The sequence below is a fragment of the Azospirillum sp. UENF 312511 genome (assembly GCF_058780635.1).
This window is the reverse complement of record NZ_JBSNCG010000003.1, coordinates 2,556,971-2,574,850: the sequence shown is the minus strand read 5'-3', so window position 1 is coordinate 2,574,850 and position 17,880 is coordinate 2,556,971. Positions and strand designations below refer to the sequence as shown.

Genomic DNA, 17,880 nt, shown 5'->3' with positions numbered 1-17,880 from the left:
GTCCTGCGGGAAGCCTTGTTTCCCGCCCAATCGGTGTTGCCCGATGCCATTCGGCCCCCACCGTTCGCTGCCCGCCTGCCCACGGGAACATTCTTCAGGAACCCTGCCCGATGTCCGCTGCTTCCGCCGCCACCCCGCCCGCCCCCATCACCACCATGGCGAACGCCATCCGCGCGCTGTCCATGGACGCGGTGGAGGCCGCGAAGTCCGGCCACCCCGGCATGCCGATGGGCATGGCCGACGTGGCCACGGTGCTGTTCACGCGCTTCCTGAAGTTCAACCCGAAGCAGCCGGCCTGGGCCGACCGCGACCGCTTCATCCTGTCGGCCGGCCACGGCTCGATGCTGATCTACTCGCTGGGCTACCTGACCGGCTATGAGCGGATGACCATCGACGAGCTGAAGCGCTTCCGCCAGCTCGGCAGCCTGACGCCGGGCCACCCGGAGGTCGACCCGTCGCTCGGCATCGAGATGACCACCGGGCCGCTGGGCCAGGGCGTCTCCACCGCCGTCGGCTTCGCCCTGGCGGAGCGCATCACCAACGCCCGCTTCGGCAACGATCTTATCAACCACTTCACCTACGTCATCGCCTCGGACGGCGACTTGATGGAGGGCGTCAGCCACGAGGCCTGCTCGCTGGCCGGCCATCTCGGGCTGAACCGCCTGATCGTGCTGTGGGACGACAACCACATCTCCATCGACGGCTCGACCGACCTCAGCTTCACCGACGACACGCCGGCCCGCTTCCGCTCCTACGGCTGGAACACGGCGACCGTCGACGGCCACGATCCGGAAGCCGTCGCCAAGGCCATCGAGGCCGCGCAGACCTCCGACAAGCCGACGCTGATCGCCTGCCGCACCATCATCGGCAAGGGCGCCCCGAACAAGGCCAACACCCACGGCTGCCACGGCTCGCCGCTGGGCGCCGACGAGGTGGCCGCCACCCGTGAGAATCTCGGCTGGCCGCACGAGGCCTTCGTCGTCCCGCAGGACGTGCTGGACGCTTGGCGCGCCGCCGGCACCCGCGCCGACGCCGCCTACGCCGACTGGGCGCAGCGCGTCGCGGCGATGGACCCCTCCGCCCGCAAGGCGTTCGAGGCGGCCATGGACCGGGGCGTTCCCGCCGGCCTGGACGAGCTGATCGCCGCCTTCAAGAAGAAGGTGTCTGAGGATAAGCCGAGCTGGGCGACCCGCGTCGCCTCGGGCAACGTGCTCGACATCCTGGTTCCGGCGGTGCCGGAGATGATTGGCGGCTCCGCCGACCTGACCCCGTCGAACAACACCAAGGCGAAGAACACCGCCGATGTGAAGGGCCGTGGTGAATTCAACGGCCGCTACGTCCGCTACGGCGTGCGCGAGCACGGCATGGCCACCGTCATGAACGGCATGGCGCTGCACGGCGGCGTCATTCCCTACGGCGGCACCTTCATGCAGTTCGCCGATTACTGCCGCCCGTCGATCCGTCTCGCCGCGCTGATGAAGCAGCGCTCGATCTTCGTGATGACCCACGACTCGATCGGCCTCGGCGAGGACGGCCCGACCCACCAGCCGGTGGAGCATCTGGCCGCCCTGCGCGCCATCCCGAACCTGCTGACCCTGCGCCCGGCCGACGCCGTGGAGACCGCGGAGTGCTGGCAGATCGCGCTGGAGCGGGTCAACGGCCCGTCCGTCCTGGCGCTGACCCGCCAGAACGTGCCGACCCTGCGCACCGAGCACGCGGCGGAGAACCGCTCCGCCCGCGGCGGCTACGTGATCCTGGAGGCCGAGGGCGAGCGCAAGGTGACGCTGCTCGCCACCGGCTCGGAAGTCTCGCTGGCCGCCGAGGCCCGCAAGGCGCTCCAGGCCGAGGGCATCGGCGCCGCCGTGGTGTCGATCCCGAGCTTCGAGCTGTTCGAGGCGCAGGACGACGCCTACAAGGCTTCCGTTCTCGGCAGCGGCGTCCGCGTCGCGGTCGAGGCCGCCATCCGTCAGGGCTGGGACCGCTGGCTCGGCTATCCGGGCGCCACGGCCGTCGCCTTCGTCGGCATGAGCGGCTTCGGCGAGTCGGCTCCCTATCAGGAACTCTACAAGCACTTCGGCATTACCGCCGAGGCCGTGGTCGCCGCGGCGAAGGCGCGCCTGTAAAAGAGCGAGCGTTCGCGGGATCGGGCTCCGGGCCGACGGTCCGGGGCTGACAATTGCCGCCCCGGACCACACATCCGGGGCCGGGAGTTACCGCCCCAAGCCGGATGGTTCGGGGTCGGGGAATGCCAGACTGGAGGAAAAACAATGGCTGTTCGGGTAGCGATCAACGGTTTTGGCCGTATCGGCCGTCTGGTTCTGCGGGCCATCTACGAGAGCGGCCGCAACGACGTGGAGGTCGTGGCGATCAACGACCTGGCCGACCTCAAGGCCAACGCCCACCTGCTGAAGTACGACAGCGTCCATGGCCGTTTCCCCGGCACCGTGGAGGTCAAGGATGGCGCCCTGATCGTCAACGGCCACTCGATCAAGGTCGTGCAGGAGCGTGACCCGGCCAAGCTGCCGTGGAAGGATCTGGGCATCCAGATCGCCATGGAATGCTCGGGCATCTTCACCAAGCGCGCCGACGCCGCCAAGCATCTGGAAGCGGGTGCCGAGAAGGTGCTGATCTCCGCCCCGGCCACCGACGAGGACATCACGGTGGTCTACGGCGTCAACCACGACCAGCTCAAGGCCGAGCACCGCATCGTCTCGAACGCGTCGTGCACCACGAACTGCCTGGCCCCGGTGGCCTTCGTGCTGAACAAGCTGATCGGCATCGAGAAGGGCTTCATGACGACGATCCACTCCTACACGGGGGATCAGCGCATCGTCGACACCAACCACAAGGACCTGCACCGCGCCCGCGCCGCGGCGCTGAACATGATCCCGACCTCGACCGGGGCGGCCAAGGCGGTGGGCAAGGTGCTGCCGGAGCTGAAGGGCAAGCTGGACGGCACGGCCATGCGCGTGCCGACGCCCAACGTCTCGGTGGTCGACTTCAAGTTCACCGCCAAGCGCGCCACCACGGTGGAGGAGATCACCAAGGCGATTTCCGAGGCCGCCAACGGCCCGCTCAAGGGCATCCTGGGCGCCTACACCGAGGATCTGGTCTCCACCGACTTCAACCACGACCCGCACAGCTCGATCTTCGCGCTGAACGAGACCAAGGTCATCGACGGCAACTTCGTCCGCATCATGACCTGGTACGACAACGAGTGGGGCTTCTCCAACCGCATGAGCGACACCGCCGTCGCCATGGCCAACGCCAAGTAAGCCGTCCGTGGCTTGCTGCAAAGAGAAAGGGCGCCCTGAACGGGGCGCCCTTTTTCATGAGCGGATTGTTGCGACAGCGGTCGCGGTCACCCCGCCTTGACGGCGTTGATTCCCGTGGCCTGCGTCAACTGATCGGCGACCCAGGCAGCGACGCTCTTGCCTTCGCGTTCCGCACAGGTGGCGATGGCGCGGTGGAGCATCGGGTTGACGCGGATGGCGAGCTTGCCGGAATAGGGCTGCTCGGTGTTGCCCGCCATGTCGCAGGCCATCGCCAGATAGTCGTCCACGGCCTCGCGGAAGGCCCTGCGCAGCTCATCGACCGAGCGGCCGGTGAAGGTGATGCCGTCGCGCGTGTTGATGACGGCGCCGACGAAGATGCCGGCGTCGTTGTCGAAATCGATCTGGGCCTTGTAGCCCTTATAGTCCATCATCGGCGGCGACCCCAGGAATGCGTAGGTTGGAAGGATAGCCTCGCCTCCGCCCCCGCGGTTTGACCTGCCTCAATTCCCGGAATCGGGCCGAGGGAATGCCAGCCGTGTTTTTCCCGTCATGCCCCCTGCCCCCATGACCGCCCTGCCCCCGCATTCCCGCCCCATCCGCATCCACAGCCTGACCGACGCCGACGCCGCCTGCGCCGCGGCGGCGGAACTCGGAATTCCCCTTCTGCTGGTCAGCGCGCCCGGTGCGGCGGCCTCCGCCGGGGCCGGCTGGTTTCGCGCGGTCGCCGCCCGCGCCGCCGCCCGACACCCGTCGGTTGCGATGACGGCGGTGCTCGACTGCGCCGACCGGCCCGGCGATGCCCTGGGCGCGCTGTCCGCCGGGATCGGTGCGATCCTGTTCACCGGGCGCTTGGATGTCGCGGAGCGGCTGGCCGACATCGCCACGCAGCGCGGTGCCCGCCTGCTGACGGCGCTTCCCGAGGCCCTCGACCTGCGCAGCGCCCGCGATCCCCGGCGCACCTGCCGGAATTGGCTAGGCGGGCAAGACGGCGGCCATGTCACGGAATAGTCCCAAGGCGATACCGCTTTTTCCCCGAATCCGCAGGATCAAAAGTGGTGTATGGTGGTTTCATCATCACGATGCGGTACCACCCTCATGACCACGACCACGCCTTTGCGGCCCCAGGCGGGCGGCACACCGCTGAAGGGTGAGGACTCCGCTCTCCTCCATCCGGAGAGGCCGGACGGGCTGCCGCGCGGCTCGCGCTTTCCCGCGCCTCAGGTGGAGAAGATCCGCGGCGCCCGTCTGCTCGTCGTCTGGGCCGGCCTGGCTGCCGGGGCCTGGGCCGTGGCGGTGGGTGCGGGCTACGGCCTCTACGTCATCGTCCAGTCCGTGCTCTGACAACAAAAGGCTGCTGCGCGACGTTCGCGTCGCCTTTCGGAGAATTCCGAATCCGGCCTCTTGGATAGGCCCTTTTGGCGCTGCGGAAGGCCGCGTTACACCCCTGCCGACGTTGCAAAGAGTCCCGCGCTGGGCTATGAGGGCCGCATTTCCGACAGAAACCCCAAGGGGAAGAGCCAGATGAAGCTCACTCGTCGTGTTAAGGAAATTCTTGCGAACTACGAAAGCGACACCCCGGGCGTCAAGGCCAACCTTGCCCGCATTCTTATGGAAGGCAAGCTGGGCGGCACCGGCAAGCTGGTGATCCTCCCCGTCGACCAGGGTTTCGAGCACGGCCCGGCGCGCAGCTTTGCGCCGAATGAGCCGGGCTACGACCCGCATTACCATTACCAGCTCGCCATCGACGCCGGCTGCAACGCCTACGCCGCCCCGCTGGGCTCGCTGGAGGCCGGTGCCTCGACCTTCGCCGGCTCGATCCCGCTGATCCTCAAGATGAACAGCGCCAACAGCCTGTCGCGCCAGAAGGAGGACGCCGACCAGGCGGTGACCGCCTCGGTGCAGGACGCGCTGCGCCTCGGCTGCTCGGCCATCGGCTTCACGATCTACCCCGGCTCGGACGCCATGTACGACCAGTACGAGGAAATCCGCGAGTTGTCGAAGGAGGCCAAGTCGGTCGGCCTGCCCACCGTTCTGTGGTCCTACCCGCGCGGCGGCACGATCTCCAAGGAGGGCGAGCTGGCCATCGACGTGATCGGCTACGCCGCCCACATGGCCGCCCTGCTCGGCGCCCACATCATCAAGGTGAAGCTGCCGTCGGCCCATCTGGAGCAGGCGGAGGCCAAGAAGGTCTACGAGTCCAAGAACATCCCGATCGCCACCCAGGCCGACCGCGTCCGCCACATCATGCAGTGCGCCTTCAACGGCCGCCGCATCGTGGTCTTCTCAGGCGGCGCCACCAAGGGCGAGGACGCGGTGTTCGAGGACGCCCGCGCGATCCGCGACGGCGGCGGCAACGGCTCGATCATCGGCCGCAACGCCTTCCAGCGCCCGCGCGAAGACGCTTTGAAGCTGCTCGACCGGATCATGAAGATCTACCAGGGCAAAGAGTAAGGATCGCCTCGGGTGACCGAAACCGCCTGTCGGCTCTACCTCGTGACGCCGCCGGTCCTGGAACCGGCGGCGTTCGCGCCGAAACTGACCGAAGCGCTGGACGCGGGCGATGTCGCCTGCGTCCAGTTGCGTTTGAAGGACTGCTCCGACGACGCCGTGCGCCGGGCCTGCGACGCCCTGCGCCCGATCGCCCAGGACCGCGGTGTGGCCTTCATCCTGAACGACCATCCCGAACTGGCCCGCGAGACCGGCTGCGACGGCGTGCATGTCGGGCAGAAGGACACGCCCTACGCCCAGGCGCGGCGGATCGTCGGAAACGACGCCATCGTCGGCGTGACCTGCCACGACAGCCGCCATCTCGCCATGGAAGCGGGTGAGGCCGGGGCCGATTACGTCGCCTTCGGCGCCTTCTTCCCCACCACCACCAAGGACGCCGAATTCAAGGCGGAGCCGGAGCTGCTCCGGTGGTGGTCGGAGTTGATGGAGGTCCCCTGCGTCGCGATCGGCGGGATCACCCAGGAGAATTGCGGGCCGCTGGTGAGCGCCGGGGCCGATTTCCTGGCCGTGGTCGGCGCCGTGTGGAACCATCCCGATGGACCGGGCGCCGCCGTGAAGGCGTTCAACGCCGCCATCGCCCGGGCCGAAGGGTAACGAAGGCCGCCGCCGGATCATGGACCTCCTTTCCATCGAGACGCTGTCCGCGCTGTTCGCGGTCGGCCTTGTCGCGGGCTTCGTCGACGCCATCGCCGGGGGTGGCGGGCTTCTGACCCTCCCCGCGCTGCTCTGGGCCGGCCTGTCGCCCGCCCAAGCGCTGGCGACGAACAAGCTGCAATCGAGCTTCGGCTCCTTCTCCGCCGCGGTGAAATTCACCCGCGGCGGCGAGGTGAAGCCGCGCGACATGGCGGTGATGATCGGCTGCACCTTCGCCGGCTCCGCGGCGGGCGCGATCATCGTCCAGATGATCGATCCGGGATTCCTGCGCAACGTCATCCCGGTGCTGCTGATCGGCATCGCCATCTGGCTGCTCGTCTCCCCGAAGGCCGGCGAGATCGACGCGCAGCAGCGCATCGGGGAGCGTGGATTCGCCCTGCTCGCCGGGACGGGGATCGGATTTTACGACGGCTTCTTCGGGCCGGGCACCGGCACCTTCTTCGCCATCGCCTTCGTCTCGCTGCTCGGCTTCAACCTGCGCAAGGCGACCGCCCACACGAAGGTGCTGAACTTCACCAGCAACATCGCCGCCCTCCTCTTCTTCCTGGCCGGCGGGCAGATCGCCTGGGTGGCCGGGCTGCTGATGGGCGTGGGCCAGATGATCGGCGCGCAGATCGGCGCCCACATGGTCATCCGCAACGGCGCCGCCATCGTGCGGCCCATGCTGGTCGTAGCCTCCATCGCCATCACGGCGAAGCTGATCTGGACCGACGCCCAAGGGGTGATCGGCGCCGGCATGGCCATGGTCGCCGGCTGGCTGGGCTGAGCGCCCCCAATATCCCGATTTTCACACCCGCGCCCTCATGCCGCGGCGAATCGACCGTAGCGGGCATTCCCCTCCCCCCTGCACACTCGCGGGCGCATGATTTGTTGGTCCAACATTTTTTCAGCGGGGCCACTTTACGTTAACGTCAATCTGTGTATCATTGCGTCAAATAACGAAATTGGGGAGAAACGCATGTCCAAAGGGTCATTGAAGGGGAATCTGCTCGCCGCCGCCGCCGCTGTTGCCATCGCGGCCCCGCTGCCGGCCGGCGCCGCCGGCTATCTGCTGAAGGAGCAGAGCGCCTCGGGCCAGGGCACCTCCTTCGCGGGCGCCACCGCCAACGGCATGGGCGACGCCACCGGCCTGTTCTTCAACCCCGCGGCCCTGGGGACCATCGAGGGGAATCAGGCGGTTGGCGTGCTGAGCGGCGTGTTCCCGACCTCGAAGACCAGCAACGCCCGCGGCACCCGCGCCACGCGGCTGGGCGGCAGCACCATCCAGGGCACCTCCGACCCCGGCGACATCGGCATGGACGCGGTGATTCCGTCGGGCTACATGGCCTACACCGTGTCGCCGGACGTCAAGCTGGGCCTCGCCATCACCGCCCCCTGGGGCCTGTCCACCGACTATCCGGAAAGCTGGACCGGCCGCTACCACGGCATCCATTCCAGCCTGCTGACGATCAACATCTCCCCGACCGTGTCCTACCGGCTGATGCCGGACCTGACCATCGCCGGCGGCCTGCAGCTCCAGTACGCCAAGGCGCGGCTGAGCCAGGCCGTGGACTTCGGCTCCATCCTGGCGGCGACCGGGGTTCCCATCGCGCCGGGCTCGCGCGACGGCGTGGGCGAGGTGAAGGGCGACGACTGGGGCTTCGGCTTCACCGCCGGCATGCTGTACGAGCCGGCCAAGGGCACCCGCTTCGGCGTCTCCTACCGCTCCTCCGTCTTCCACGAGCTGGACGGCGATTCGAAGTTCGAGGGCGTTCCCGCGACTCCGGCGCTGCAGGCCAGCTTCGCCAATTCGCCGGTGCGAGCGAAGGTCGCCACGCCGGACATCATCTCCTTCGGCGCCTATCACGAGCTGACCAGCTCCTTCGCCGTGATGGCCGACGCGCAGTGGACCAACTGGTCGCGCTTCAAGGAGCTGCGCATCCGCTACCGCAACCCGCTGCGCACCGACACGGTGACCGACGAGAATTGGGACGACTCCTGGTTCTTCGCGCTGGGCGCCGCCTACAAGTGGAACGAAAAGCTGACCCTGCGCTTCGGCGTGGCCTATGATCAGACCCCGGTCAGCGACCAGTACCGCACGCCACGCATCCCGGACGAGGACCGTTACTGGGTGTCGATCGGCGCCGGCTACCAAGTCACCGACAACATCCGGACCGACATCGGCTACAGCCACATCTTCGCCAACAAGGCCAAGATCGACCTGCGCGACAACCTGACGGGCAGCGACGCCTTCCGCGGCAACCTGTCCGCCGACTACAAGGCCCATGTGGACGTGATCGCGCTCCAGACCAAGATCACCTTCTGATCCGCATCCCGGTGGAGCGCGCGGGCGCCGCCCGTTCGCTCCACCGTCCCCGCCTCTTGTCCATCGCCGGGTCCGTGCTAGGCTTTCCCCCAATCAAGAACCCGATCCGGGAGAGGAATCCGCATGGCCGACACCTTCACCGCCTTCGTCATCGAAGACGCCGACGGCAAGCCCAAGGGGGGCTTCAAGCCGCTGAGCCTGACCGACCTGCCCGACCACGACGTGCTGGTCGAGGTCGCCTGTTCCACCCTGAACTACAAGGATGGCCTCGCCGTGTCCGGCAAGGGCCGGATCGCCCGCAAGCTGCCGATGGTCGCCGGCATCGACCTCGCCGGCACGGTCGTGGAGTCGCGCTCCGCCGACTGGAAGGCCGGGGACAAGGTCATCGTCAACGGCTGGGGCCTGTCGGAAACCCAATGGGGCGGCTACAGCCGGTTCCAGCGCGTGAAGCCGGAATGGCTGATCCGCCTGCCCGACGTCTTCTCGCCGGAGGAGGCGATGGGCATCGGCACCGCCGGCTACACCGCGGCGCTCTGCGTCGACGCTCTGGAGGATTGGGGCGCGATCCAGCCCGGCGGCAAGGAGGTTCTGGTCACCGGAGCGGCCGGCGGCGTCGGTTCCGTCGCGGTCGCCCTGCTCGCCAAGGCCGGCTATCCGGTCACCGCCTCCACCGGACGGCCCGAGACCCACGAGTATCTGTCCGGCCTGGGCGCCACCGGCTTCATCGACCGCGCCGCCCTTCAGGAGAAAGGCCCGCCCCTGCAGAAGGAGCGTTGGGCCGGCGGCGTCGATTCGGTGGGCGGCATCACGCTGGTCAACGCCCTGTCGCAGACCGTCTGGGGCGGCGCCATTGCCGCCTGCGGGCTGGCGGGCAGCGCCGATCTGCCCGGAACGGTGCTGCCGCACATCCTGCGCAGCGTCACTCTGATCGGCGTCGATTCGGTCGCCGCCCCGGCGGCGCGGCGCGAGCGCGCCTGGGCGCGGCTGGCCCGCGACCTCGACAAGGACCATCTGAAGACGATGTACACCGTGGAGCCGATGTCGAAGCTGCCGGAACTGGCCGGCCAGATCCTCGCCGGGCAGGTGCGCGGCCGCGTGGTGATCGACGTAACCGCCTGAAGACGCCGGTACCGGTGGCAGGTGGGGTCAGGCCCCCGCCACCGGCAGCCACAACACCTCGTCGATGCGCTCCGCCCCGCTGCACAGCATGACCAGCCGGTCGAAGCCCAGCGCGATGCCGCTGCACTCCGGCATACCGTGTTCCAGTGCTGCGAGGAAATCCTCGTCCACCGGGAAGCGGTCGCCGTAGATGCGTTCCTTGAGGTCCATGTCGGCCTCGAAACGGGTGCGCTGGGCGCGGGCGTCGGTCAGCTCGCCAAAGGCGTTGGCGAGTTCCAGACCGCAGGCGTACAGCTCGAACCGCTCGGCCAGCCGCAAGTCCTCCGGCTTGGGGCGCGACAGGGCGGCCATGCAGATGGGATAATCGGTCAGCACGCAGGGCACGCCGGCGCCCAGATGCGGCTCGATCCGGTCGAACATGATGCGGAAGACGATGTCCTCCCAGCGGTCGCCGTCGTGCGGGGCGATGCCGATGGCCCGCGCCATGGCGGCCAGCGGGGCCGGGTCGGGGTCGTGGCTGCCGTCGAAGGTTTCCAGCAGATCGATCCCCGCATACTCGCGGAAGGCGTCCTGAACGGTCAGCACCCGCCACTCCTTGAAGGGGTCGCAGGTCATGCCGCGGAAGTCGAATCGCGTCCGCCCGGCGGCGATGGCGGCCTCGCGCACCAGATCCTCGCAGTCGCGGATCAGCGTCCGATAGCCCTCCCCCGCCCGGTACCATTCGAGCATGGAGAACTCCGGCGCGTGGGTGGCCGACCGCTCGCCGTTCCGAAAGACGTGGGCGATCTGGTAGATGCGCGGCAACCCCGTCACCAGCAGCTTCTTCATGGCGAATTCGGGGCTGGTGTGCAGGTGCAGCCGCAGCCGGTCGTCGGGGTGCGGCCCCACCAGTTCCGTCGCGAAGGCCTGGAGATGCGGCTCCATCCCCGGCGAGACCTGGAGCGCCGGGGTGTCCACCTCCAGGAAGGCGTTCTCCTCGAAGAAGCGGCGGACGGCGCCCAGCACGCGGCCGCGCACGGCCAGATGGGGGCGGCGGCGGGCGAAGCTCTCGGGAGCCCAGGCGGGCGTGACGGGGGACATGATGGCCTTCACTGACGGAGCGATGACGTTGCTTAGCAGAGCGGGAGCGGCGGCGAAAACGGACAAAGAAGGCGCAGAACGCCGATTGAGCCCCACCCGGCGTTGCCACCGGCCCGGCAAGCTGCTAGGTTCCGCGCCGCCTGTCTCCTGGAAATCACGAGTATGTCATGAAGGTCAACGCCAACACGATGCGTCCCGGCCATGTGCTGGAGCATAACGGGAAGCTCTGGGTCATCACGAAGACCGCCATCGTCCAACCCGGCAAGGGCGGCGCCTTCATCCAGCTTGAAATGAAGGATGTGCGCACCGGCAACAAGTCGATCGAGCGCTTCCGCACCCAGGAGACGGTCGAGCGCGCCCGCCTGGACGAGCACGAGATGACCTTCCTGTTCGCCGAAGGCGACAGCTACACCTTCATGGACAAGGAAAGCTACGAGCAGACCGCCATCCCCGGCGAGATCATCGGCGACCAGAAGGTGTTCCTGCAGGACGGCATGGAAGTCACCGTGCAGTCCTTCGAAGGAGCGCCGCTCGGCGTCGAGATCCCCGGCAAGGTCACCCTGCAGATCACCGAGGCCGACCCGGTGGTGAAGGGCCAGACGGCCTCCTCCTCCTACAAGCCGGCGAAGCTGGAGAACGGCGTGTCGATCCTGGTCCCGCCGCACATCGAGTCGGGCACCCGCGTCGTCGTCGACACCCAGACCGGCGAGTATGTCGAGCGCGCCAAGGACTGACCGTCCCGGCTGATTTTCTGCGCACCGGCTCTCGCTTAAGGCAGGGGCCGGTGTATTCTTTTTCCGGTTCCGCACGAGATAAAGCACGCCCATGGCCACCCGCTCCGCCCTTATCAACGTGATGGTCCGCGCCGCCGAAAAGGCGGCCCGCGGCCTTGTCCGCGACTTCGGCGAGGTCGAGCACCTCCAGGTGTCGCGCAAGGGCCCGGCGGACTTCGTGTCCGCCGCCGACATGAAGGCGGAAAAGCTGCTGCGCGAAGAGCTGCAGAAGGCCCGCCCGGATTTCGGCTTCCTCATGGAGGAGACGGGCGCCAGCAAGGGCAGCGACCCGACCGCCCGCTGGATCGTCGATCCGCTGGACGGCACCACCAACTTCCTGCACGGCATCCCGCACTGGGCGATCTCCATCGCCGCGGAGAAGAACGGCGAGATCGTCGCCGGCGTCGTGTACGAGCCGGTGCACGACCAGATGTTCTGGGCCGAGAAGGGCCAGGGCGCCTTCCTCAACCACCAGCGCCTGCGCGTGTCGGAGCGCCGCAACCTCGCCGACGCGGTGATCGCCACCGGCATCCCGTTCAAAGGCCGCGGCGACCATGCCGGCTTCCTGGTGGAGGCCGAGGCCCTGATGAAGGAGGTCGCGGGCATCCGCCGCTTCGGCGCCGCCTCGCTCGACCTCGCCTACGTCGCGGCGGGCCGCTACGACGGCTATTGGGAGCGCGGTCTCGCCCCCTGGGACGCCGCGGCCGGCCAGCTTCTGGTCACCGAGGCCGGCGGCTTCGTCGGTGAGATCGGCGGCGGGCGCAACCCGGTGTTCGGCGGCACGATCCTGGCGGCCAACGCCCATTTCCACCTGCCGATCGCCAAGATCCTGCGCGGTGCGACGGAACGCAAGGTGCGCTCCGCTCCCGCCGGAGCGGCTGGGGCGGCGGACGCCGGTCAGGGCTGACCTCCGGCCGAGCCATAAGCCCTTCATGACGTTGGGGTAGCAAGGGCCGCGCTTTGGTGGGGAAACACGCCGCGCGGCCCAAAGGGCGTTGTCCCTACGCCGATCGAAGGGCTATGGTACCAACGCTTTTCCGTGTCACTGGGAACAACGCGCTGGTCACCATGAGGATTGTCGGACGCATGAGCCGTTCTCCGAACGCGCCCGCCGGGCGGCCGGTACCCCCGCGCGTCCTCTCCGCCGCCGCGGCCGTGACTCTGTCCCTGGCCGTGACCGCCTGCTCCTCGCCCGGCACCGCGCCGCCCCAGACCAGCGCCGCGCCGCCCCAGACCGCCGCCGCCAACACGGGCGGACTGACGCTGGAGAACGCGCAACCGCTGCCGATCCCGCCGCGGCCCGATCTCTTCCCGCCGCCGGCACCGCCGGCCCCGCCCGTCTTCAAGGCCCCGACCCTGTTGACGGCACCGGAGCTGCCGCAGATTTCGATCGGTCCAACGCCGCCACCGCCGGCTCTGCCGGAAGGCGCGCCGCCGGTCCCGGCCTCCAACCGGCCGGCGGCACCGCCCCCGCCCGACCGGACGCAGACCGCCGCCCTTCCGCCGCCAACTCCGAAAGCGCCCTCGGCGCCCGCCCTGCCCCGGATGGAGCCGTTGACCGTGCTGTTCGACGGCACCGCCACCGCCTTGCCTGAACCGGCCCAGACGCGTCTGGACACCATCGCGGAGCGCATGAACGCCAACCCGCAGCTTCGCCTGCAGATCCGCTCCTACGCCAGCGGCACGCCGGAAACGGCGCGCGAGGCGCGGCAGCTGTCGCTGGCCCGCGCGCTGGCCGTGCGCGAACGGCTGGGGACCGCCGGCATCGCCAGCACCCGCGTCGACATCCGCGCCATGGGTATGGAGGCGGCGGGCGGTGCGCCGGACCGGCTGGACGTCGAGTTCCTGAACCAATGAGCTGCTCTCTGTAAGCCGTACCGCCTGCCCCCTTCCCTGGACGAGAGTGCCCATGGCCGCCATCGCCCCGTCGTCCCACCCTCTTGAGGAGCCTTCCCCGATGACGCGCCCGGAGCGCTTCCTGACACGGATGATCCTCTTCCTGGTGGTCGTGGGAAGCGTGACGGCCTTGCTGTTCCCGGCCCTGCGCGCCGCCTTCATGAACAACCCGGCGCTGAACGGGCTGATCCTCGGCACGCTGCTCGCCGGCATCCTGTTCATCTTCCGCCAGGTGCTGATGCTGCGGCCGGAGGTGGCGTGGTTGGAGCATTTCCAGTCTGGCAACCCCGCCGTCGCCGCGCCGGAGCCGGTTCTGCTCGCCCCGATGGCGCGCATGCTGCGGGAGCGGCGCGGGCGGCTGACCCTATCCGCGCTGTCGATGCGCTCGCTGCTCGACGGCATCGCCTCGCGGCTGGACGAGTCGCGGGAGTTGTCGCGCTACCTGATCGGTCTGCTGATCTTCCTCGGCCTGCTCGGCACCTTCTGGGGCCTGCTGCACACGGTGCAGTCGGTCGGCTCCGTCATCGGCGGGCTATCGGTGCAGGGCGGCGATGTCGGGGCGATGTTCAGCAACCTCCAGCACGGTCTGGAAGCGCCGCTGACCGGTATGGGCACGGCCTTCAGCTCGTCGCTGTTCGGTCTGGCGGGCTCGCTGGTGCTGGGCTTCCTGGAGCTTCAGGCCAGCCAGGCGCACAACCGCTTCTTCCAGGACGTCGAGGACTGGCTGTCCGGCGCCACCCGCCTGTCGAGCGGGGCCGGCGGCAGCCTGGAGACCGGCGACCAGTCGATGCCCGCCTATCTGACGGCGCTTCTGGAACAGACGGCGGAAAACCTCGATTCGCTGCAGCGCACCGTCGCCACCGCCGAGGAGGGCCGCCGCTCGGCCAACGCCAATCTGATGGCGCTGACCGAACGGCTCACCACGCTGACCGACCAGATGCGCGCCGAACAGCAGCTCCTCCTGCGCCTCGGCGAGAGCCAGCTGGAGATGAAGGGGCTGCTCGACCGGCTGTCCGACGCGGCCATCGGCGGGTTCGACGACGCTTCGCGCCAGCATCTGCGCAACATGGACATCTACCTCGCCCGCATGGTCGAGGAATCCTCCACGGGCCGGGTCCAGGCGGTGCAGGAAATCCGCAGCGAGATCAAGCTGCTGGCCCGCACCATCGCCGCCCTGGCCGAAGAATCGGAACAGCGCTGATCGGAACAGCGCTGACGCCTACCCCCTGTCCGTCCGGAGGGACACCCCGCCATGCCCAGCATCAGCCGCCGCAACGGCCACCGCGAGGCCAGCGCATGGCCCGGATGGGTGGACGCGCTGTCGTCCCTCGTCATGGTGGTCATCTTCCTGCTGATGATCTTCGTCGTCGCCCAGTTCTACATGGCGACCGCCCTGACCGGGCGTGACGAGCAGCTCGGCAGCCTGAACCGCAAGGTGGCGGAGCTGAACGACCTGCTGGCGCTGGAGCGGGACGCCAACGCCGACCTGCGCATCAACGTCGCCCAGCTTTCGGCGGAGCTTCAGGGGTCCGTCGCGGCGCGGGACACCATGACCGGCCGCATCGCCACGCTCCAGGGCGACCTCGACCACGCCACCCGCGCGGCGGAGGAGTTGCAGCGCACGATCCGCGCCGACAAGGAAACCATCGAGCTGAAGCTGGCCGAGGCCGCCAGTCTCCAGGCCGACCTGAAGGCGCTGCGCGAGGCCCGGACCAAGCTGGAAGGCGAACTCGCCGCCGCCGCCGCGCAGCTACGCCTGACCGAGGAGCAGCGTCAGGCCCTGCTGGCCGAGCTGGGCGGGGAGCGCGACCGCTCCAAGGCGCTGGAAACACGGCTCGCCAGCGCCGACGAGAAGACGATGCTCGCGCAGAAGGACATCGAGAAGCGCGACATCCGAATCACTGAGCTGATGGCTTCCCTGTCCGCCGAGCAAGGCGCGACCGGCAAGGCGAACGAGCAGGTGGACCTGCTGAACCGGCAGATGGCCGCCCTGCGCGAGCAACTCGCCCGCATCGGCACCGTGCTGGAGATTTCGGAGAAGAAGGCGGAGGAGCAGCAGGTCCAGATCGCCGAACTTGGCTCGCGGCTGAACCAGGCGCTGGCCGCCAAGGTGCAGGACCTCGCCCGCTACCGTTCGGAGTTCTTCGGGCGGGTGCGCGAGGCTCTGGGCAACCGGCCCGACGTGCGCATCGTCGGCGACCGCTTCGTCTTCCAGTCGGAGCTTCTGTTCCCCTCCGGCTCGGCGATGCTGGAGGAGGCCGGCAAGCAGCGGCTGGCCGCGCTGGCCCATACACTGATCGAGATCGGCCGGACAATCCCGCCGGACATCAACTGGGTGCTGCGGGTGGACGGCCACACCGACGCGCGCCCGGTGCGCATCCAGTTCGCCTCGAACTGGGAACTGTCGGCGGCGCGCGCCATCTCGGTGGTGAAGTACTTGATCGACCAGGGAATTCCGGCGGACCGTCTGGCCGCCGCCGGTTTCGGCGAGTATCAGCCGCTCGACCCCGGCACCAGCGACGAGGCGCTGGCGCGGAATCGGCGCATCGAGGTGAAGCTGGATCAGCGGTGAAAGGCGCATTGCCCCCGCCCTTCCCACGGCTGCGCCGCGGGCCCCTTCCCTCCCCCGCTGCGCAGGAGAGGGAATTTTATCCCCTCCCTCGCCAAAGGCGGGGGAGGGTCAGGGAGGGGGCAAGCACTCCTTACTCCGCCGCGACCGTCTCCGGTTCCACCGCAGGGCTCCACCGCAGCACCGGCTTGCGCGCCGCGGCGGTCTCGTCGAGGCGGCGGCGCGGGGTCAGGCGCGGGGCGCCCTGGAAATAGGCCACGTCGCCGGACTTGGCCCGCTCCGCCAGGGCGCGCAGGGCGGTGACGAACTGATCCAGGCTGGCCTTCGACTCCGTCTCGGTCGGCTCGATCAGCAGGGCGCCATGCACGACCAGCGGGAAGTACATGGTCATCGGGTGGAAGCCTTCGTCGATCAGCGCCTTGGCGATGTCGAGCGTGGTCACCCCCGTGCCCTTCAGGAAGCGGTCGTCGAACAGGCATTCGTGCATGCACGGCCCCTCGAAGGACGGCGTCATCACGTCCTGGAGGCGGGCCAGCAGGTAGTTCGCGTTCAGCACCGCGTCGTTCGCCACCTGCCGCAGCCCATCGGCGCCGTGGCTCATCATGTAGGCGAGCGCGCGGACGAACATGCCCATCTGGCCGTGGAACGCCTTCATCCGCCCGAAGGCCGGGCCGTCGCCGGCCTGCTCCACCAGACGGAAGGCGCCGTCCTTGTCCTGCACCACGTAGGGCACCGGGACGAAGGGGGCCAGCGACTCCGCGAAGACCACCGGGCCGGAGCCCGGACCGCCGCCGCCGTGCGGCGTGGAGAAGGTCTTGTGCAGGTTGATGTGCATCACGTCGATGCCGAGGTCCGCCGGACGCACCCGCCCGACGATGGCGTTGAAGTTGGCACCGTCGCAGTAGAAATAGGCGCCCGCCGCGTGCACCGCCTCGGCGATGGTGATGATGTCGCGCTCGAACAGGCCGCAGGTGTTCGGGTTGGTCAGCATCAGGCCGGCCACGTCGGGGCCGAGCTTGGCCTTCAGCGCCTCCAGATCGACGCGCCCGTCCTCGGTCGCCGGGATCGCCTCGACGGCGTAGCCGCAGGCGGCAGCGGTCGCCGGGTTGGTGCCGTGGGCGCTTTCGGGGACGAGGATCTTGGTGCGGCCCTTATCGCCCTTGGCGTCGTGGGCGGAGCGGATCGCCATGATGCCGCACATCTCGCCGTGCGCGCCCGCCGCCGGGGCCAGCGTCACCGCCGCCATGCCGGTCAGCGTGGCGAGCCAGCGGCCCAGCTCCGCCATCAGTTCCAAGGCACCCTGCACCGTGCTTTCGGGCTGGAGCGGGTGCACGTCGGCGAAGCCCGGCAACCGTGCCATCTTCTCGTTCAGGCGCGGGTTGTGCTTCATCGTGCAGGAGCCGAGCGGGTACAGACCGCTGTCGATGGCGTAGTTCTTCTGCGACAGGCGGGTGTAGTGGCGGACCACCTGCGGCTCGGCGAGGCCCGGCAGGCCGATCCGGCCACGCGGCTTCACCGCCCCCAGGCGCGAGCCCACCGCCGGGACCTCCGGCAGATCGACGCCGCATCGCCCGGCGCTGTCCTGTTCGAAGATCAACGGCTCCTCGATCTGCAGGCCGCGGTTGCCGGTCACGGTCTGCGGAACGGCGCTGTCAGAGCCTTCGGCGAGGCCGGTCGGGCGACCCTGGTTGTTCATGCTCA

At 68.9% G+C, this 17,880-nt stretch carries 17 protein-coding genes; 14 read left to right on the top strand and 3 right to left on the bottom strand.

All coding sequences use genetic code 11. From position 1 onward, the window contains the following. Positions 1-110 precede the first annotated feature (110 nt). Both tkt and gap read left to right on the top strand, forming a co-directional pair. On the top strand, positions 111-2,123 hold the full coding sequence (gene tkt / locus ACWPN7_RS23600) for a transketolase (RefSeq protein WP_459196480.1): 2,013 nt from the start codon (positions 111-113) through the stop codon (positions 2,121-2,123). A gap of 144 nt (positions 2,124-2,267) precedes the next feature. Beyond that, a complete protein-coding gene (gene gap / locus ACWPN7_RS23595) occupies positions 2,268-3,275 on the top strand; it encodes a type I glyceraldehyde-3-phosphate dehydrogenase (protein ID WP_451992324.1) in 1,008 nt (335 codons plus the stop codon). 86 nt (positions 3,276-3,361) lie between these two features. Here the strand turns inward: gap and ACWPN7_RS23590 are convergent, their stop codons facing one another. After that, positions 3,362-3,706, bottom strand: a complete 345-nt coding sequence (locus ACWPN7_RS23590) for a type II toxin-antitoxin system HicB family antitoxin (protein ID WP_014240811.1) — start codon at positions 3,704-3,706, stop codon at positions 3,362-3,364. A gap of 133 nt (positions 3,707-3,839) precedes the next feature. Between ACWPN7_RS23590 and ACWPN7_RS23585 the strand changes: the two genes are divergently transcribed. The 7 genes from ACWPN7_RS23585 to ACWPN7_RS23555 all read left to right on the top strand — a co-directional run bounded on the left by ACWPN7_RS23585 (position 3,840) and on the right by ACWPN7_RS23555 (position 9,861). Beyond that, positions 3,840-4,283, top strand: a complete 444-nt coding sequence (locus tag ACWPN7_RS23585) for a hypothetical protein (RefSeq protein ID WP_051657800.1) — start codon at positions 3,840-3,842, stop codon at positions 4,281-4,283. A gap of 87 nt (positions 4,284-4,370) precedes the next feature. After that, complete coding sequence (locus ACWPN7_RS23580; RefSeq protein ID WP_459196479.1) at positions 4,371-4,616, top strand: hypothetical protein; 246 nt, start codon at positions 4,371-4,373, stop codon at positions 4,614-4,616. 180 nt (positions 4,617-4,796) lie between these two features. Continuing rightward, the gene (locus ACWPN7_RS23575; protein ID WP_014240815.1) at positions 4,797-5,726 is read left to right on the top strand and encodes a class I fructose-bisphosphate aldolase; all 930 of its coding nucleotides are present in this window, start codon (positions 4,797-4,799) and stop codon (positions 5,724-5,726) included. Between the two features lie 12 nt (positions 5,727-5,738). Next, a complete protein-coding gene (gene thiE / locus ACWPN7_RS23570) occupies positions 5,739-6,377 on the top strand; it encodes a thiamine phosphate synthase (RefSeq protein ID WP_456523396.1) in 639 nt (212 codons plus the stop codon). A 19-nt stretch (positions 6,378-6,396) separates the two neighbouring features. Next, the gene (locus ACWPN7_RS23565) at positions 6,397-7,203 is read left to right on the top strand and encodes a TSUP family transporter (RefSeq protein ID WP_038527174.1); all 807 of its coding nucleotides are present in this window, start codon (positions 6,397-6,399) and stop codon (positions 7,201-7,203) included. A 192-nt stretch (positions 7,204-7,395) separates the two neighbouring features. Next, complete coding sequence (locus tag ACWPN7_RS23560; protein WP_200776537.1) at positions 7,396-8,742, top strand: OmpP1/FadL family transporter; 1,347 nt, start codon at positions 7,396-7,398, stop codon at positions 8,740-8,742. 123 nt (positions 8,743-8,865) lie between these two features. Then, positions 8,866-9,861 (top strand): MDR family oxidoreductase, encoded by a 996-nt coding sequence (locus ACWPN7_RS23555; RefSeq protein ID WP_038527168.1) that lies wholly within the window; start codon positions 8,866-8,868, stop codon positions 9,859-9,861. Between the two features lie 27 nt (positions 9,862-9,888). Here ACWPN7_RS23555 and epmA read toward each other — a convergent pair whose 3' ends face one another. After that, on the bottom strand, positions 9,889-10,941 hold the full coding sequence (epmA, locus tag ACWPN7_RS23550; RefSeq protein WP_038527165.1) for an EF-P lysine aminoacylase EpmA: 1,053 nt from the start codon (positions 10,939-10,941) through the stop codon (positions 9,889-9,891). A gap of 167 nt (positions 10,942-11,108) precedes the next feature. On the opposite strand from epmA, the gene efp reads away from it, so the two are divergent. From efp to ACWPN7_RS23525, 5 genes are all read left to right on the top strand, one after another. Continuing rightward, complete coding sequence (gene efp / locus ACWPN7_RS23545; protein WP_014240821.1) at positions 11,109-11,675, top strand: elongation factor P; 567 nt, start codon at positions 11,109-11,111, stop codon at positions 11,673-11,675. Positions 11,676-11,766: 91 nt separating this feature from the next. Beyond that, a complete protein-coding gene (locus ACWPN7_RS23540) occupies positions 11,767-12,621 on the top strand; it encodes an inositol monophosphatase family protein (RefSeq protein WP_145677040.1) in 855 nt (284 codons plus the stop codon). Positions 12,622-12,800: 179 nt separating this feature from the next. Beyond that, positions 12,801-13,571 carry an OmpA family protein gene (locus ACWPN7_RS23535; RefSeq protein ID WP_451992334.1) on the top strand — a complete coding sequence of 257 codons (771 nt, stop codon included), beginning with the start codon at positions 12,801-12,803 and terminating at the stop codon, positions 13,569-13,571. A gap of 100 nt (positions 13,572-13,671) precedes the next feature. Then, complete coding sequence (locus ACWPN7_RS23530) at positions 13,672-14,811, top strand: hypothetical protein (protein ID WP_038527158.1); 1,140 nt, start codon at positions 13,672-13,674, stop codon at positions 14,809-14,811. Between the two features lie 51 nt (positions 14,812-14,862). Continuing rightward, on the top strand, positions 14,863-16,182 hold the full coding sequence (locus ACWPN7_RS23525) for a peptidoglycan -binding protein (RefSeq protein ID WP_459196478.1): 1,320 nt from the start codon (positions 14,863-14,865) through the stop codon (positions 16,180-16,182). Positions 16,183-16,312: 130 nt separating this feature from the next. Here ACWPN7_RS23525 and gcvPB read toward each other — a convergent pair whose 3' ends face one another. Next, complete coding sequence (gene gcvPB / locus ACWPN7_RS23520; protein ID WP_372441615.1) at positions 16,313-17,875, bottom strand: aminomethyl-transferring glycine dehydrogenase subunit GcvPB; 1,563 nt, start codon at positions 17,873-17,875, stop codon at positions 16,313-16,315. Positions 17,876-17,880: the final 5 nt, after the last annotated feature.

Excerpts from the sequence above, each read along its gene's own strand:
- tkt (WP_459196480.1), top strand. The coding sequence starts at position 111 with ATGTCCGCTGCTTCCGCCGCCACCCCGCCCGCCCCCATCACCACCATG.
- gap (WP_451992324.1), top strand. The coding sequence starts at position 2,268 with ATGGCTGTTCGGGTAGCGATCAACGGTTTTGGCCGTATCGGCCGTCTG.
- ACWPN7_RS23590 (WP_014240811.1), bottom strand. The coding sequence starts at position 3,706 with ATGATGGACTATAAGGGCTACAAGGCCCAGATCGATTTCGACAACGAC.
- ACWPN7_RS23585 (WP_051657800.1), top strand. The coding sequence starts at position 3,840 with ATGACCGCCCTGCCCCCGCATTCCCGCCCCATCCGCATCCACAGCCTG.
- ACWPN7_RS23580 (WP_459196479.1), top strand. The coding sequence starts at position 4,371 with ATGACCACGACCACGCCTTTGCGGCCCCAGGCGGGCGGCACACCGCTG.
- ACWPN7_RS23575 (WP_014240815.1), top strand. The coding sequence starts at position 4,797 with ATGAAGCTCACTCGTCGTGTTAAGGAAATTCTTGCGAACTACGAAAGC.
- ACWPN7_RS23565 (WP_038527174.1), top strand. The coding sequence starts at position 6,397 with ATGGACCTCCTTTCCATCGAGACGCTGTCCGCGCTGTTCGCGGTCGGC.
- ACWPN7_RS23560 (WP_200776537.1), top strand. The coding sequence starts at position 7,396 with ATGTCCAAAGGGTCATTGAAGGGGAATCTGCTCGCCGCCGCCGCCGCT.
- ACWPN7_RS23555 (WP_038527168.1), top strand. The coding sequence starts at position 8,866 with ATGGCCGACACCTTCACCGCCTTCGTCATCGAAGACGCCGACGGCAAG.
- epmA (WP_038527165.1), bottom strand. The coding sequence starts at position 10,941 with ATGTCCCCCGTCACGCCCGCCTGGGCTCCCGAGAGCTTCGCCCGCCGC.
- efp (WP_014240821.1), top strand. The coding sequence starts at position 11,109 with ATGAAGGTCAACGCCAACACGATGCGTCCCGGCCATGTGCTGGAGCAT.
- ACWPN7_RS23540 (WP_145677040.1), top strand. The coding sequence starts at position 11,767 with ATGGCCACCCGCTCCGCCCTTATCAACGTGATGGTCCGCGCCGCCGAA.
- ACWPN7_RS23535 (WP_451992334.1), top strand. The coding sequence starts at position 12,801 with ATGAGCCGTTCTCCGAACGCGCCCGCCGGGCGGCCGGTACCCCCGCGC.
- ACWPN7_RS23530 (WP_038527158.1), top strand. The coding sequence starts at position 13,672 with ATGACGCGCCCGGAGCGCTTCCTGACACGGATGATCCTCTTCCTGGTG.
- ACWPN7_RS23525 (WP_459196478.1), top strand. The coding sequence starts at position 14,863 with ATGCCCAGCATCAGCCGCCGCAACGGCCACCGCGAGGCCAGCGCATGG.
- gcvPB (WP_372441615.1), bottom strand. The coding sequence starts at position 17,875 with ATGAACAACCAGGGTCGCCCGACCGGCCTCGCCGAAGGCTCTGACAGC.